Origin of the sequence: Burkholderia sp. Bp9143, assembly GCF_003853645.1 — a bacterium.
Classification (GTDB): Bacteria; Pseudomonadota; Gammaproteobacteria; order Burkholderiales; family Burkholderiaceae; genus Burkholderia.
In genome coordinates this window covers 1-13,753 of the sequence record NZ_QTPO01000093.1, presented here as the reverse complement: position 1 = coordinate 13,753, position 13,753 = coordinate 1, and the positions used below count along the sequence as shown (strand labels likewise).

The 13,753-nt window shown below is 58.0% G+C and carries 23 protein-coding genes; 21 read left to right on the top strand and 2 right to left on the bottom strand.

Annotated features, from left to right (window positions below):
- The 21 genes from DIE23_RS38160 to DIE23_RS38060 all read left to right on the top strand — a co-directional run.
- The coding region (locus DIE23_RS38160; protein WP_221623387.1) for a hypothetical protein at positions 1 to 976 on the top strand (976 nt) is incomplete at its 5' end.
- Positions 977 to 1,757: 781 nt separating this feature from the next.
- Positions 1,758 to 2,009 (top strand): AbrB/MazE/SpoVT family DNA-binding domain-containing protein, encoded by a 252-nt coding sequence (locus tag DIE23_RS38155; RefSeq protein WP_057929862.1) that lies wholly within the window; start codon positions 1,758 to 1,760, stop codon positions 2,007 to 2,009.
- Entirely contained in the window at positions 2,003 to 2,353 is a 351-nt protein-coding gene (locus DIE23_RS38150) for a type II toxin-antitoxin system ChpB family toxin (RefSeq protein ID WP_124617962.1), read from the top strand. The genes DIE23_RS38155 and DIE23_RS38150 overlap by 7 nt, the downstream gene beginning before the upstream one ends.
- Positions 2,354 to 2,365: 12 nt before the next feature.
- Complete coding sequence (locus DIE23_RS38145) at positions 2,366 to 2,614, top strand: hypothetical protein (protein ID WP_124617960.1); 249 nt, start codon at positions 2,366 to 2,368, stop codon at positions 2,612 to 2,614.
- A gap of 18 nt (positions 2,615 to 2,632) precedes the next feature.
- Entirely contained in the window at positions 2,633 to 2,866 is a 234-nt protein-coding gene (locus tag DIE23_RS38140; RefSeq protein ID WP_124617958.1) for a hypothetical protein, read from the top strand.
- Positions 2,867 to 2,883: 17 nt separating this feature from the next.
- A complete protein-coding gene (locus DIE23_RS38135) occupies positions 2,884 to 3,357 on the top strand; it encodes a hypothetical protein (RefSeq protein ID WP_124617956.1) in 474 nt (157 codons plus the stop codon).
- 360 nt (positions 3,358 to 3,717) lie between these two features.
- Complete coding sequence (locus DIE23_RS38125; RefSeq protein WP_124617952.1) at positions 3,718 to 4,212, top strand: hypothetical protein; 495 nt, start codon at positions 3,718 to 3,720, stop codon at positions 4,210 to 4,212.
- A 215-nt stretch (positions 4,213 to 4,427) separates the two neighbouring features.
- Complete coding sequence (locus DIE23_RS38120; protein ID WP_260436365.1) at positions 4,428 to 4,613, top strand: hypothetical protein; 186 nt, start codon at positions 4,428 to 4,430, stop codon at positions 4,611 to 4,613.
- A 15-nt stretch (positions 4,614 to 4,628) separates the two neighbouring features.
- Positions 4,629 to 4,805: a hypothetical protein gene (locus tag DIE23_RS39840; protein ID WP_185646618.1), complete on the top strand. Its 177-nt coding sequence runs from the start codon at positions 4,629 to 4,631 to the stop codon at positions 4,803 to 4,805.
- 291 nt (positions 4,806 to 5,096) lie between these two features.
- Complete coding sequence (locus tag DIE23_RS38115; protein WP_124617950.1) at positions 5,097 to 5,831, top strand: hypothetical protein; 735 nt, start codon at positions 5,097 to 5,099, stop codon at positions 5,829 to 5,831.
- Between the two features lie 51 nt (positions 5,832 to 5,882).
- Positions 5,883 to 6,176 carry a hypothetical protein gene (locus DIE23_RS38110; RefSeq protein ID WP_124617948.1) on the top strand — a complete coding sequence of 98 codons (294 nt, stop codon included), beginning with the start codon at positions 5,883 to 5,885 and terminating at the stop codon, positions 6,174 to 6,176.
- A 24-nt stretch (positions 6,177 to 6,200) separates the two neighbouring features.
- Complete coding sequence (locus tag DIE23_RS38105; protein ID WP_124617946.1) at positions 6,201 to 6,713, top strand: hypothetical protein; 513 nt, start codon at positions 6,201 to 6,203, stop codon at positions 6,711 to 6,713.
- Positions 6,714 to 6,735: 22 nt separating this feature from the next.
- Positions 6,736 to 7,083, top strand: a complete 348-nt coding sequence (locus DIE23_RS38100) for a hypothetical protein (RefSeq protein ID WP_012367350.1) — start codon at positions 6,736 to 6,738, stop codon at positions 7,081 to 7,083.
- 172 nt (positions 7,084 to 7,255) lie between these two features.
- The gene (locus DIE23_RS39835; protein ID WP_185646617.1) at positions 7,256 to 7,705 is read left to right on the top strand and encodes a hypothetical protein; all 450 of its coding nucleotides are present in this window, start codon (positions 7,256 to 7,258) and stop codon (positions 7,703 to 7,705) included.
- 11 nt (positions 7,706 to 7,716) lie between these two features.
- Positions 7,717 to 7,971 (top strand): hypothetical protein, encoded by a 255-nt coding sequence (locus DIE23_RS38090; RefSeq protein WP_124617944.1) that lies wholly within the window; start codon positions 7,717 to 7,719, stop codon positions 7,969 to 7,971.
- A 291-nt stretch (positions 7,972 to 8,262) separates the two neighbouring features.
- Positions 8,263 to 8,475, top strand: a complete 213-nt coding sequence (locus tag DIE23_RS38085) for a hypothetical protein (protein ID WP_124617942.1) — start codon at positions 8,263 to 8,265, stop codon at positions 8,473 to 8,475.
- A 16-nt stretch (positions 8,476 to 8,491) separates the two neighbouring features.
- On the top strand, positions 8,492 to 8,842 hold the full coding sequence (locus DIE23_RS38080) for a hypothetical protein (RefSeq protein ID WP_124617940.1): 351 nt from the start codon (positions 8,492 to 8,494) through the stop codon (positions 8,840 to 8,842).
- A 33-nt stretch (positions 8,843 to 8,875) separates the two neighbouring features.
- A complete protein-coding gene (locus DIE23_RS38075) occupies positions 8,876 to 9,814 on the top strand; it encodes a hypothetical protein (protein WP_124617937.1) in 939 nt (312 codons plus the stop codon).
- 9 nt (positions 9,815 to 9,823) lie between these two features.
- Positions 9,824 to 10,315 carry a hypothetical protein gene (locus DIE23_RS38070; protein ID WP_124617935.1) on the top strand — a complete coding sequence of 164 codons (492 nt, stop codon included), beginning with the start codon at positions 9,824 to 9,826 and terminating at the stop codon, positions 10,313 to 10,315.
- Positions 10,316 to 10,405: 90 nt separating this feature from the next.
- Positions 10,406 to 11,368, top strand: a complete 963-nt coding sequence (locus DIE23_RS38065) for an HNH endonuclease (protein ID WP_124617933.1) — start codon at positions 10,406 to 10,408, stop codon at positions 11,366 to 11,368.
- Positions 11,369 to 11,428: 60 nt separating this feature from the next.
- On the top strand, positions 11,429 to 11,689 hold the full coding sequence (locus DIE23_RS38060; protein ID WP_124617931.1) for a hypothetical protein: 261 nt from the start codon (positions 11,429 to 11,431) through the stop codon (positions 11,687 to 11,689).
- 282 nt (positions 11,690 to 11,971) lie between these two features.
- On the opposite strand, the gene DIE23_RS38055 is transcribed toward DIE23_RS38060, so the two are convergent.
- Together DIE23_RS38055 and DIE23_RS38050 are read right to left on the bottom strand one after the other, a co-directional pair.
- Positions 11,972 to 12,697, bottom strand: a complete 726-nt coding sequence (locus DIE23_RS38055) for an SDR family oxidoreductase (RefSeq protein WP_124617929.1) — start codon at positions 12,695 to 12,697, stop codon at positions 11,972 to 11,974.
- 128 nt (positions 12,698 to 12,825) lie between these two features.
- The gene (locus DIE23_RS38050; RefSeq protein WP_124617966.1) at positions 12,826 to 13,707 is read right to left on the bottom strand and encodes an NAD(P)H-binding protein; all 882 of its coding nucleotides are present in this window, start codon (positions 13,705 to 13,707) and stop codon (positions 12,826 to 12,828) included.
- Positions 13,708 to 13,753 lie beyond the last annotated feature (46 nt).

Below are 13,753 nucleotides of genomic sequence, written 5' to 3'. Positions count from 1 at the left end.
TCCTAAAACTCGGTTGCTGCCTGATCTGCTGGAATACCCTCCGGCGCGCCGAACAGCCTTTATGAAACCGTCTCTTAAGGATCCAAACTCGAGCTACTTGCTACCGGGCGATGCTCACAGTGCGGACACGAGAGAGTGCGCAATCGTGCAAGCATCAGCCGACCGATATTGGATTGCGCCACGACCATTCCTCGGACCAGCCTTTCTATCCCGACTTCTGTCTCGGCTATCGGGAAGAGACCGAAACCTTAACAACCGTATGGGAAGAGCGTTCGAGGAGCGGATGTTCTCTCGAATGATGTCACTTGGCATTCGTTGCCGAAGAGGGGATTTGGGCACGAAGGGCGCAAAATCAGGTGATGCCGATCTTATTATTGAAACCGACAAGCTAGTTGCCCTATGCGAGTTCAAGAAGAAGGCTTTGACGCGGGTCAGCAATTCGGGACACGACTTACAACTCGCGGTGGACCTATCGCGCGGCCTCTTCAGTGCGGTGTGTCAACTCGCCAAGCAGGAAATCGAGTTACTAAAAACGGGACGGCTGAAATTTGTTGACGGCAGTGAGCTGGCCTTAAATGGGCGGCGGATACTGAAATTGGTCATTTCCCTCTCAGATCATGGTGGGCTTCATGATGCGAATACGGTGCGCAACATGTTGCGCGCGCTACAGGGCGCGACACTGACGCCGCGCGTTGACATCAGCTCAGGTCAGGCGGCCGACATGGAGGAGGTCAACGTAGCGCTAAAGTTGCTCGCGACACGGTCGCAAGAGTTCTCTGAGCTCGTCGATGCTGACTCAAAGGTGGACCTCTACGACGGGCTCCTCTTCCATAATGTGTTTTTCATCGAACAGTTGCTGATGACTGAGCGGACTGCAGACAAGCTCCTCGCCGCTCTTACACTAGGAATGCGTATAGTCACTGGAACGCGAGACCCATTCTTTGACCACGCGGATTTATCACGAGCGTCGTTGTGAAGCCGGCGCTCGCGAGCTTGTAGGTGTGGACCTTTTCGTCCCTCGCTGCCAATTTCAGCCGGTTGAGTAAGGTCGCATCGCGAGAACTGTGTCGGGCAGATTCCTCGCGGGCAATGTACTGCATCCAAAGATATGGCCGATGACTTGTCGGATGCCATCCCAATGTGAAGGTCCGTTGATTGATGCATAGCCGCCGCTCGAGTGGCTACGTAACGGAGGTGGCGGACGACCCTTCGTGGCCGTTCGGCGACCCTCATCCGACCACCTCACACGATACATTGCACCGCACAAGACGAGATCAGCCATGAAATGCGGATACCCCCAACGACTATGGCAAGTAGATGGATGGTTCCTCGTTCCAGTCAGAGAGTAGGCCGCGCGCCTCGATGTGCGCGGGAATCAGACCTTGCAGATCTCGCACCTTTCCGTTCAGCTTCCTCTGGTCTCCCGTCCTGGCTGCCAGTACGACAACGTCGGGCGTAAGTTCAATTGCGACTTCTGCGAGAGTGGCAATCTCGGTGCCGCTGATCATGGCGACGGTGGACTTAGCTTGTCGCATCTTGGAGGACGCGATTTGACTGCTGGGGTCATGTCCGGCTGCCGCGCGAATGCCTCTGGCATTCGCATCACTGGACCCATTCAGGATTGGCCTCGCCTCGCCGATAAATTGACGTGCATGCAGAGCGCTTCACCCTCGAACGACGTATATCCAAAGTAGATACATTTTTCTTGACGTCTCGCATCGCTGTTTCTACAATGGATCAACATTCGGAGAGGCGCGATGGAACTCAAAATTCAGAAATGGGGCAACAGTGCGGCGGTTCGCCTGCCCGCCGTGTTGCTTGAGCAGATGCACGCCTCGGTCGGCGGCTCCCTCAACGCGGACGTGCGCCCGGATGGCGTATTGCTGACCCCTGCTCGCCGCAAGTACGCACTGGACGATCTGGTCGCTCAGTGTGATGCAAAAGCGCCTTTCCCGGCGGACATGGCTGCATGGGGCGAGGTCAAGCCGGTAGGTCGTGAAGCATGGTGAGGCGGGTCAAATTCGATCGGGGCGACATTGTGCGCGTGAATCTGAACCCGACCGTCGGGCGCGAGCAGCAGGGTGATTTTCGTCCCGCTCTTGTACTGTCTCCGGCTGCGTTCAATGCATTGGGGGTGGCTCTCGTTGCGCCGATCACGCAAGGGGGCGAGTTTGCGCGCTTCGCTGGATTCGCCGTGCCGCTCTCCGGCTCGGGCACCGAAACGCAAGGGGTGGCCTTGGTGAACATGGTTCGCATGCTCGATCTGGATGCGCGTGGCGCGCGCAAGATCGAGCGGGCGCCGGCCGAGGTGGTTGAAGATGCGCTGGCTCGGCTGCAAACGATCATTGAATAGGAAATCGATACCATGACTGAGCGGATTGACGAGAAGCAGGTTCTTGATCGACAGGTTCGAGAATGGACCGATGAATTGAAACGGTTGGCGAGTCAAATCGCAGGTGCGAAGGGCATGCCGAGTGCGATTGTGATGATTACGCCACGCGATGAGGACTACACGGACGTGGTGCCCGAGTTGATTGCCGAGGATGCGTTGCGAGTCCACCGAGACGGTTGGCCGGAAGGGTTCGAAATCGAGATCCTCAACCGGTTGGACTAGGAAAACAGGTGGATTGCGATGGAACCCATCGAAGTGGCGCGACGTTGGCGGGAAGAGCGCGGCTACGTCGGACGTGGTGGAGTCGTCGTGATATTCAACGACGCAGTGCAGAGCTGGGTGAATGAGTTGCGGAACCCCGATCACTGGCAACCGGGCTGCATCGCGATCGCCGAAGACGGTCGCACTTGGACTGCGATCGCCGGCGCTGAGCGCGACGGCGCGCTCATGTGGTTGCCCAATGAACCGGTTTAAGAAAAGCGGACGTAACTATGGACTACTATCAGGGCGTCGTGACCGACTATTTGCGCGCTGACCGGGCGACATTCATAAACGCGGAGTGTTGCATTCAGTTGAATCCGGGCGCGAATCCTGATCGGACTGGCCCGCACTGGTATTGCGATGCGGTTGCAGTAAATCTACGTGAAGAGCATGTCTTTCTATGTGAGATTTCGTATGCCACCGGGCTGTCGGACCTCGCTGCCCGGTTGTTGGAGTGGAAATCCCATTGGCCCGCGCTTCGGGCAGCTTTGGTCCGGGACCTGTGTGTAAATCCACGCTGGCCGGTAACTCCGTGGGCGTTCATCCCGCAGGAACGCACGGCGATCCTTGCGCGCAGGATTGCGGCAGCATACAGCGTCACCGGGACGCTCGAAGCAGATATGCCGTATCCAAAGATCACAGCGCTTGAAGATGTGGTCCCATGGAAATACCGGTCATGGAACCGCGTGAGCGAGCGAGGGTAACAACAAGGAAAACGCCGGCGTGGCTGGCGCAAGGGGAAAGACCTGATGGATGGCCGTCAAGAACAAATATGCGCAGCGGTGGCTCGGGCCATTTGCGCCGCCTGTGGAGAGGAGCCGGAGCGTCCAGGCGACGCACGTGGCAACGCGTTCCGCTGGCAGGATTACGAGCAAACAGCCGAGGCTGTAGTGTTCGAGCTGCAGGCGGCTGAGGCGGGCGAGACGGGACGGAGCGCGGTGCCGCATCTGGCTACCATCATCGCGCTATCCTGCGAGGACGGTCCGGATTTGGCGTGGAGGTATGAGCACGCGGCCGGAAACGCCTTGCGCGCTTACTCCGCGGCGAGATAGGAAAATCGCTCCATGAAAAAAACGGTCTTCAAGCTCGCGCTGGCGAGTGCTGCCGTATTCGCGCAACGGGCTCTAGCAGACGTGGTACTCGACGTTCATGCACCTGGCTGTGTGGCGAAAGACCCGAAAGGAAAGCCGCTAGTTTTCGCTGGAAATCCCGGTGACACTATTCGCGTCCCGCGAGGCACGTCGTTTAACGATGCCTGTCTGGCTGATTTGTCGTTGAGCAAGGACGTACACATCCTGACTGACAGCATTGCGAAATGGCAAGTCCGGTCAGAAGTGGAAAAGCGAGAGCATGTACGGGGAGCTAACGTACAAATCGTTGCCCCTGGGGTGGCAAAAGCCACCTTTCATGGCGGCTCCTCGATTGTCCGTTTCGGGTTCCGCGATATCGACCACGATATGTCAAACTGCCCTGTCGGTCAGGACAGCGAGTGCGAGAAACGGTTTCAGGATAATCCGTCCGGGTTCGAAGTGCTGTCGTACGAAAAGCATCGCGTCTAATAACACAGGAAAAATTGATGAACCTCGGAGCGATCACGATCCGCTGCCCGCATTGCGGCCGTCCGGCTCTGTCCAGCGCGAGCAAGGGAATGTGGTGCTGTCACTGCAAGAACGGAACGGTTCGATAGGGGGACGAGAGCGTGGCGAAGCCTCACAGCATTGACGTGTCATCGAGGGGCGATACCGTGTGGGTAACTGCACACGACGGATCGTGCGTGGGCCGCTTCAGCAAGCGATTTGGGATCGATGTGCATCGAACCGTGACGGAGCAGTTGGCGGGCGGCGATCAGTGCCTGCATTGCACGCATGAGCCGGCCGGAGAGGTGGAATGGCACGTGTTTCGGGAGGCTGTTCTCCAACACCACGGGATTGATGTCCCGTTCGACGCGATCGATTTTTGAAGACGGAAAGCTACTATGCCAGATCTCGCCCTTGCTGACGCGCTGCGCCTCGCGATCAACGTCCTGCGTGACTCGGCCGAGTCGCGCAAGATGCCCTCGGGTGTCGATCTGGACGACGCGGCGGCCGAGCTGCACGCGAGCGCGGCTGATGTGCTGGGTGATTCGCTTGAGCAACTGCGCGGGCACGAATAGGAAAAGTGGAAAATGACCGACTCGATGAACACAGAACCTCAAGTCGCACAGTTCGACGACGAAGCGCAGCTGCGACGAGTGCTTGCAGCGGAGGGGGCGCGCAAAGCACTTCTGACGATCTCAAGCGCAAGCTTGAGGCTGGGATCGCCATCGTCGTTGACGTTCCGGACATGCCTCGATGACGGCTTGCGCTAAACCGTGATAACGGCCAGCTCGAAGTCGTGCCGTTGGCTTGAAGCCACGGAAGACGAACACGGAAAGAGAAACGCACGAACGGGGTGGACTATGTCTATGAGGCAACACATACTGCGGTCGCTGGCGGGGCTGACATTGGCAGTTGGGGTTTCAACGGCTTGGGCTGATGGTGACCCGTCAATCGCCTGTTTCGGCGCGCTGGCGAGCAATCCCGCTCTCGCGCCGATTCAGGGCAAGGTCGTGATGAAGATTGGCGCTCACCCGGATTTGGCGATGCTATCGGACGAACATCGGCCGACCAAGGGTGAAAAAGGAGCACTTAGCGTGTGGGTGAAGGAAGGTGAAAAATGCTTCGACCTCGGGCATGACTTCCGCTCAGCGAACTATGCTCCAGTCGTTTCTGCGCTGATTGACGAAAGCATGCATGCGCTCGAAGCGCTCGTGGCAAAGCTCTACAGTGGGAAGCTGACATACGCACAATTCAACGAACAACGGCAGGCCAGCGACGACGAGTACCGGGAGCGCATTGCCAGGGCTAACCAGACGCTACAGGCAGAACGGACGCGGGATCAGGCTAACGAGCAAGCCCAACAAGCCAGCATCGAGACTCAGCGGCGAACTGCGGCAGCGCAAGAGGCTGCAGTTGAAGCGCAGCGAGAAGCCACCGAAGAGGCGGCGCAGCGAGAGCGGCGTGCTCTTGCACTGCAGCTGCTGTCGAATATGAAACCAGCGTACGTGCCCCCTCCGCCAGTCATCCAACCTCCGCGAATTCAGAACACCAACTGTTCTGCTTTTGGTAATCAACTGAACTGCACGACGACCGGGTACTGATATAAAAGCCGGCCGGCGTCGGCGACGAGGGCAAGAAAGGAGATCTCGACCATGTACGAAGAACAGATGCAGTCGATTGCCGAATGCCTTGAACTGGTAGCCGAGGGCTACGACGGGCGTGAACAGGAAGTACTGAACGTAATCGCTGAGTGCCAGCAGGCTATGGAAGCGGAACGCGAGGGAGCAATCGGGCCGTGGGAACAGCAAGAATTCGACTACGCTCGCATCGCCGTGCGCTCCGGCTTTCTCAGACTCGCCCTGGTGGCCGCGGAGAAGGCTCTGGTTGTCAGCCAGCTGTCGCACGCCGAGTATGAATACGGGCTGAACTACGGCCGAGTGAAATAGGCCACGGAAAACGGGGGGAAGCAAATGGATCGCCAAGCGCCCGTTGCTGCTACAGGCAGCGTCGATTTGTCGAAACTGTCGATCGCCAACCTCCTCGCCACGCATTGCATTGTAATCGCGGAGCTGCAGCGACGCGGCGTTCTTCGGTCTGGCAACAACCCGACGGGCGACTACGCGGAATGGCTAGTCTCTTCCAGATTGGGACTGGAGCTTGCAGGGAAATCGTGCAAGGGATACGACGCGATAGATGCGCAGAAGGTGAGGTACGAAATAAAGGCGCGCCGAGTGACCCCCACGAACCCGTCGACGCAGATGAGTCCTGTTCGAGACTTGGCTGGAGCGCATTTTGACTTCCTGATCGCAGTAGTGTTCGATAGCGACTGGAATGTCTCTGCCGCAGCGAAGATCCCGCACCGAGTCGTTCCCGTGGTTGCGTCATTCAGGAAGCACGTGAACGGACACGTGATGCATCTTGGGCCGGCCGTGTTCTCGGCGGCCGGGGTCGAGAATATCACCGCAGTACTTGGAAATCGTTGATAGGTTGGAAAAACGGAAAACAATGAATGCTCACGCAGAAATGAAGGATTTTGTCGACTTTTGGTCCGACCGAGATAGTGTCAATGTCGATCCCTACGGCAACTGTGAATTTCATGGACAGGTGTCGTACACATCGAATTGCGGAACTGTCGTTGACACCACCACGGTGCGTTTCATTCGCAACGGATACGACGATGGAAAGATACGTCTGGGAGAGACGGGAAGTCTGACGGCGGGGAACTTCCATCTCGACTTCTCGCCTGATTTTCAGACGTACGAGTTCCGTGCGTCGGACGGCGCCCTCATCGTTTGCGGGAAATCGCCGAAGATGGGCGGAGCCTACTCCGTAACGGTGGTTCCTGCCGTCTGAAAAAAGCCGGATAGGAATAATCGATCACGTCCGTTGAAACGAACGCGTGGAGAGTGTCGTGGGTTCCGCTGAGCGAGGGAGAGGGCGAGTGGAGGTATTCACGAACATCGACGTGTACTGGGCTATCGCGCGAGAGGCTCATGCCGCTATGCGGTTAGACCTAAGCCGATCGATGACACCGAACGAAGATGGAAGTTCTGGCCATGTGATTCACTGGACTCGGGATCGCCAGTCGTTCAAGAACGCGGTTATCGCGGTCGTTTTTGCAGGCATGTACCTTGAAGGTCTCATTTTTATTTCGCTCCAACGTCGCTTCGGCCGCGACGAAGCGATCAAAATTGATCGGAAGAGCTACGAGGATCGATTGCAAAAGCTCGGCATCGCCGATTCTGAGTTACTGGAGCGAGTCAAGCGGTTCCGCGCAGTGCGGAAAGACCTCGTACACGAGAAAGCATTGCTCTCGTTGGATCTTGTGCAACCGATACGGTTGGCGCAGGAGGAAGCAGATCGAGCGATATCTCTCGTGAGAGAAATCGCCGAGAAGTTGTTGGCTCCGGCCACAAGTGTTGTCGTTGCGACAACTCCCCACAAAGGGGCCGGGCAATGTGAACAACATGACTAGGAAAACGGACGATGAAGATCGTGCTCGCGGTCATCAATGTACTGGCAGCGCTTGCGGCGTTGTTGGGCGCGCTGTACTGGTATAAGGCCTCGCAGACGAAACTACCTAAGATCGATAAGACGACAGGTAAGCCGGTGGGACCGGTTGGCCTACTTGAAGTTGGAGCAGAGATTGTTACCGCGGCGGAGCTCAACCGAATTGCAGCCTGCTGGAGCGCTGTCGCGGCTGCGCTCGGCGCTACGTCGTTCTTGCTCAGCGCCCTTTAACCATTCACGCCACGGAAAATTGGGAAGGTGCGATGGGTAGCCGACAGATAGCGGCACTCTGCGGTGTTCTTCTCGCGCTCGTCGTTGCGGCAGTCCTGCAGCGCCCACGCGAACCGCTTAGGCCCGATATACACCTGCGGAGAAGCGCGAGTATATGAAGCGCAACACGATGCTCGGCCGTTTGATCACGTGGGTCGAGCAAGTTACCAAGAGGCAGTAGCGAACGGCGGAAAACGCCAATGCGCCGGCACTAAGGAAGCGCCGGCCCAGCCGGCTCAACGAGAACGAACTATGGACCTGAAAGAAGAACTGGGAGTCGCCTCCGTCAATGAATTGCGCTACGTGCGCTCGCGCACAAAAGGCACGATGGGGCAGACGGAAATCGACGAGTATGAAGAGGTCACTCCCGAGGGCAAGGTGATCGCCAGATACACAGTCACCGAGCATACTAACCTGCGCGGCCTCGACACGACACGCTCCATCCAGAAACAGACTGTCGCCTAACCGCTCGGAAAATAATATGCTCAAATGTGCAATCGTCCCGTGTGGCCTTGCTGCTTTGACGCTGACGGCGTGCACCGACACCGGGCCGATAAAGATCGGGCCGGACACGTACGCTATCTCGACGCGCGTGCCCCTCGGTGGGCCTGCGTCAGCAAAGGGGCAAGCATTGCAGGAAGCAAACGCATTCTGCACATCGCAAGGCAAGGAGATACTACTGCAGCACGAGCAATCGAGCGAGTGCGCACTGCATGGTGGCTGCGGCGAGGCAGAGATTGAGTTTTATTGCCTTCAGGCCGGCGATCCGATGCTCAAGCGTCCGGCGTTGAGGGCCGACCCAAACCAGCGCATTGAAGTCGATCAAAAGTAGATCGCAGCGACCAAGGAAAACGGGACAAGTCCAATGACGATTATGCCGCCAGATTACGTGTTCACGATGACTGCGCTCACGCACGCCCTGCCCAGCGTACCGTCCGCTGCTCCGACGATTGCGGGATTGCCGGCAACCGTGTTCGGCAATGTCGTCAGCGGCGTGGTGGGGTCCGTTATTACGTTGCTTGGTGTCCTCTTCTCGAACTGGCATAACAGGCGGCTCAAGCGAGACGAACTCGGGCATGCTGCAGCGCAGCGCGACCGCGAGCGGGAGATGGCGCTGCGACGTGACGTTTTTCTGCCCGCCGTCGAGGCAGGGTTGGTGATGCAATCCTCGATCGGCGCAGTGACCAATCTAGAGATGTCCGTTGCGACTGTCGTGGAGCGTTTTCAAGCAAGCAACGCAACGTTTGCCAAGGTGGCCGTGGTTGGTGCCCAAGAGACCGTTACAGCCTGCCAGCAACTCAGCGCAGGCTTAGGTGCCGCATTTACGGATCTCTCGCTTCAACGGGGAACGTTGCAGCAATACCAGAATCGCTTGGCTGAACTGGACAGGTACATCGCAATTCACGAGGGGCTGCGCGATTCGTGGATCAAAGTCCAACAAGACCTGGTCGCCAAAGGTGAGAAGAGCGCAGAGATATGGACAGCAGCTCGAGGACATTTCACGCAGCACATGAACGAGATAAATAAAGCGCTGACAGAACGTGGAAATGTAATCCAGAGTCGGGATTTGAAGCAACTCGAAGCCAATGAGCTGCTTGCTAAGCAGCTCGAACTGCTCAGCCCGCTGTTTCCGCCGGCTTTATTCGCCATGCGTCGAGAGCTGCAACTACCTTTGGATGAGCAGTCATTCTTGGAACGTCACATGGATCTGCGCGCGCAACAGTTAGCGGTATTTAAGGATGCGCTCGGAAAGGCTCGGGCGGCTCTCGCGCACGCAGCGCAGGGCCAGACTGAGGCGAAATAGGAAAAAGACATGGAGCGCATCGTCAAGGAGTACAAGAAGATCGAAATCGCGCGCTCGATGCTCGATACGGCGATCGAGATTTATCTCGATGAGGGTGACAGGTTTTCGGTCCTCCACCTAGCGTCGGCCGCCGAAGAGGTAATTGCTGGGTTGCTCAAAAGGCGACGTTCCGGCTCGTCCACGGTATATCCGCAGGATCGAACCGCACGCGAAAAGACGATGGACGCTATCGTCGAAATCCTCAAGGCTCGTGGGATAGATCGCACCGAGAAGGAAGTCGGCACGTTCTTGAACGCCGTGCGCAACGGGACCAAACACCATGGCGGCAACGACTCAGAGATTGTCATTGCAGATGCGGAGTCGGAAGCCTGGGATGCGCTCTTTCGCGCCATCGACAACTATGGCCGCTACGCGAATACCCTGAGCGAAATGATGATCGAGTTCGCCCATCGGACAGTTGGCACCCCGCTTATTTCGGTGCCTTGCGGCAAGGCGACTTAACCGACGGAAAACGGGTACATGCCTGCTCAAGCTGCGTCGGTCAATGCACCCGAAGTCAGCAGCAGGTGTTTGACCCAAGGGAAGTGAATCATGTCGAAAAGGCAGGCACGTTCTCCCCAGTCCTACGAGAACGAGGAACTGGCGCTCGCCCTGGTGCCGGCGGTGCTGACGGCTCACGGCTTCAGCGCGGTCGCGATCCGCAGACGCGGACAGGTGAAGCTCATCGACGCGCTGGACCAGTCAGGGCAATCGCTGTGTTTCTGGCTGAAGCTGGGCTGGACCGGTGAACAGAGGTACTCGGCCGTGCAGTTTGGTCTTTTCGGCGGGGAGCACGATAGTGACATCCCGGATGCCCGCTTTCTGCAATTCGTGGACGAGCGCGTGGCGAGTGTCCGGACGCTGGGCGCAACCCATGCGCTGTTCATTCATATGGCGAGCGGACTAATCGCAAATTGGGTAGTGGTGGCGATCGACGACGTGTCCGTCGCCTACCATCACCAGATGGCAGGCTGGCCGCAACGCGCGCGCAATACCAAATCGGCGACGCTGTGGTTCGAGGATGACCGACTGGTCGAGGGTGCGGATTGCGTGCAGGTGGTGATGGACGTCGAAGTGAGTCTGCAGAACCTCGCATCTTCATCGGGCGGCAGCGCGGCATCGGACCGGGCGGATGGGGATGACACGAGCCCCGCCTCGAAGAAAGTCACTATCGAGGTGGAGCGTCGCATGAAGCAGGCGGCCTTCCGCCTGCGACTCGGAAAGCACTACGGATGGCAGTGTGCGGTTTCCGGGGCGGCGATCAAGGCGGCCTTGGAGGCCGCACATCTACCGGGGCGTAACTGGCGTTTCGACAACCGGGTGACCGATGGCGTTCTGCTCAGGGCTGATCTGCACCGGCTCCTCGACGCTGGCGTCGCTCGGATTGAGGGTAATCGGTTTGTGCTTGACGCTGCGGCGCGGCTTGGTGAGTATGCGCGGCTGCATTGGACGTCGCTGGCGATACGCTCACCGGTGATTGAACGTGGGGCAGAAGACACGGCGGAGGCAACGTGACAACGGTTCGCTGGGAGCCGTACGAACAGTGCGGCTGACGTATCGGAAAGGAGGCGCGAAATGCAAACGGTATCGATCGGAAACTTGACCTTTGTGGCGTTTGAGGACGAGCAACCCGAGAGTTGGACGCTCGAAACGGACGCTTTGCGGCAAGTTGAAATGCTAGGTTCACGCGTCCATCGTCTGGTGTGGTGGTCGGGACGCGTCTCATATGTCGTGGAGAGCAACGGTATGGCTATTGAGTTGCCTTTGGCAGACGCCCTAGAAGTCTCACGGCTGATCGCTGCCGACGAGCCGGCGAGACGTACCCAGCACATTTGACAACGGAAAACGGAGAAAGGAATTGCGCGCGTTGAAGATATCAATCTTTGTTGAGCAAAAATAAAGTTGTATAGTGCCTTCGTTGATTCCAAAGGATTTTTCTGGTATTTGTGGGGGAGGTCGATGCAGGTTGTATAGTGACCCCATTGATTTCAAAGGGAAAATCCTCGAAAAACGAATGGGGAGTTCCTAGATTTTATTTTTGGATATCCGCGTGCCGCCGGTTCGACACTGCGGCGCAGCCTGCGTCATCGGGCCGTGTCCGTATAGAAGCGGTGCCGTTCAAGCATGCCTCGCCTCGAGGATCTCGGGATCGACGTACCCCGGAACCCTGGCGGAGAGCGTTTGCTTCAGAGCGCGTGTGCCAGCGTCGGCCAGGACTTCACTTTCACCTGCTTCGAGGGCGTCGTAGGCCTGACGGACGACATCCAAGGGATCCGATTTCGGAACGTCGAAACCCTTTGTGAGATCCGTATCCACAAATCCGACGTGCAGGCCGATCACCTGGATGTCTCGCGCTTTGAGCTGGATCCGGATGTTGTTCGTATAGCTCCACGCCGCTGCCTTCGACGCCGAATACGGTGTAAGTGTCGGCACGGCTCTCCACGTGACATCAGACAGCACGTTAATGATGCCGGCCGTGCCATTGCCGGGAAGCGATGACTGGAACGCGCGAGTCGTCCGCATGAGGCCGTAGTAGTTCGTCTCGAAGAGGCGTCGCGCCTGGTCTTCCGTCTCCTCCGAAAACGGCGAACCGACTATTTCGGCGATCCCGGCGTTGTTAATGAGCAGGGTGACGTCGGATGCAGCCTCTGCAGCTGCAATGATGGAACCCGGATCCGTGACATCAAGCTTGACCGGAATGATGCCGGACTCGCTGAAGCCTTCCGGGTTGCGGACACCTGCATAGACTTTTGCAGCCCCTCGAGCCAGTGCCTCGCGGGCAAATGCTAGGCCGAGGCCGCGACTTGCTCCCGTCACGAACACCACTGAATCCTTGATCTTCATTTTTCAGCTCCTGTATGGGTAGAGCACATTGATTAAACGCGGCAAGCATGCTGGGCCTCGGGCGCACGCGCGCTCTTGCGTCCCAGCATGAAGAGGGGTGCGATCCGGGATGAACCGCGCAGTAACCGTCAAGCAGCGAAAAGCTGCCGGTGGGTACGGACAAACTCTTCAATCGTTTGCGGTGGCTTTCCCGTGACTTGCTCGATGATGCTGTCTTGGCCCTTGAAGACGCCGTTCTGGTAGTCGATGGCAACTTCGACGAAGTGCTGGATCACAAATTCCGGCAGATCGTACTTTTGCAGGTGTTCGCGATATTCGTCGAGCGTCGCCGGGCTATAAACGATCTTCCTATCGATGACCTTGCTGATTTCATCCGCGATCCCCTGATGGTCGAGTTCGACCGGGCCACAGAGTTCGTAAGTCTTGCCAAGGTGGCCGGACGGTTGCGTGAGCACGGTGGCGATGAAGCGCGCCTGGTCTTCCGCGGCGATCGGCGCATGGCGTCCGTTACCGTAGGGAAGGGTGATCTTTCCTTCGTTGACGATGGTATCGAGCACCCACGGGAAAATCAGCCATTCGGAGAAGAACGTCGGACGGATGTGAACCGTGGGCACCCCAGACCAGTCGAGAACGCGTTCGGCAATCCAGTGATTGCGTGCCGCGTGACTCTTCGAGTCTTCTCGTGCGGAAATCTGCGACATCTCCACGAGCACTTCGACGCCCGCGCGCCGCGCCGCGTCCGCGAAATACGCCGTCGCCTGGATGTAGCCCGGCCGCACGGGATAGCACAGGTAGGCACCCGTCACGCCGTCCAGTGCGCGTAGTACATCGTCATGCTCGAGCAGATCGCCGACGACGACTTCGGCGCCCTGAGCGCGAAGCGCCGCGCTGCGTTCGTCTTCCTGGTGGACGAAGGCTCGAACCGCATGCCCGTCGTTCAACAGATGACGAATTGTGTGGACACCAGTCTTGCCGGTGGTGTCAACGGGCGGCGTAAAGGAGCCAGGGATGGGCGGCGTAATGGCGCCAGCAGAAGCGGGGGTAAAACGCAGATTC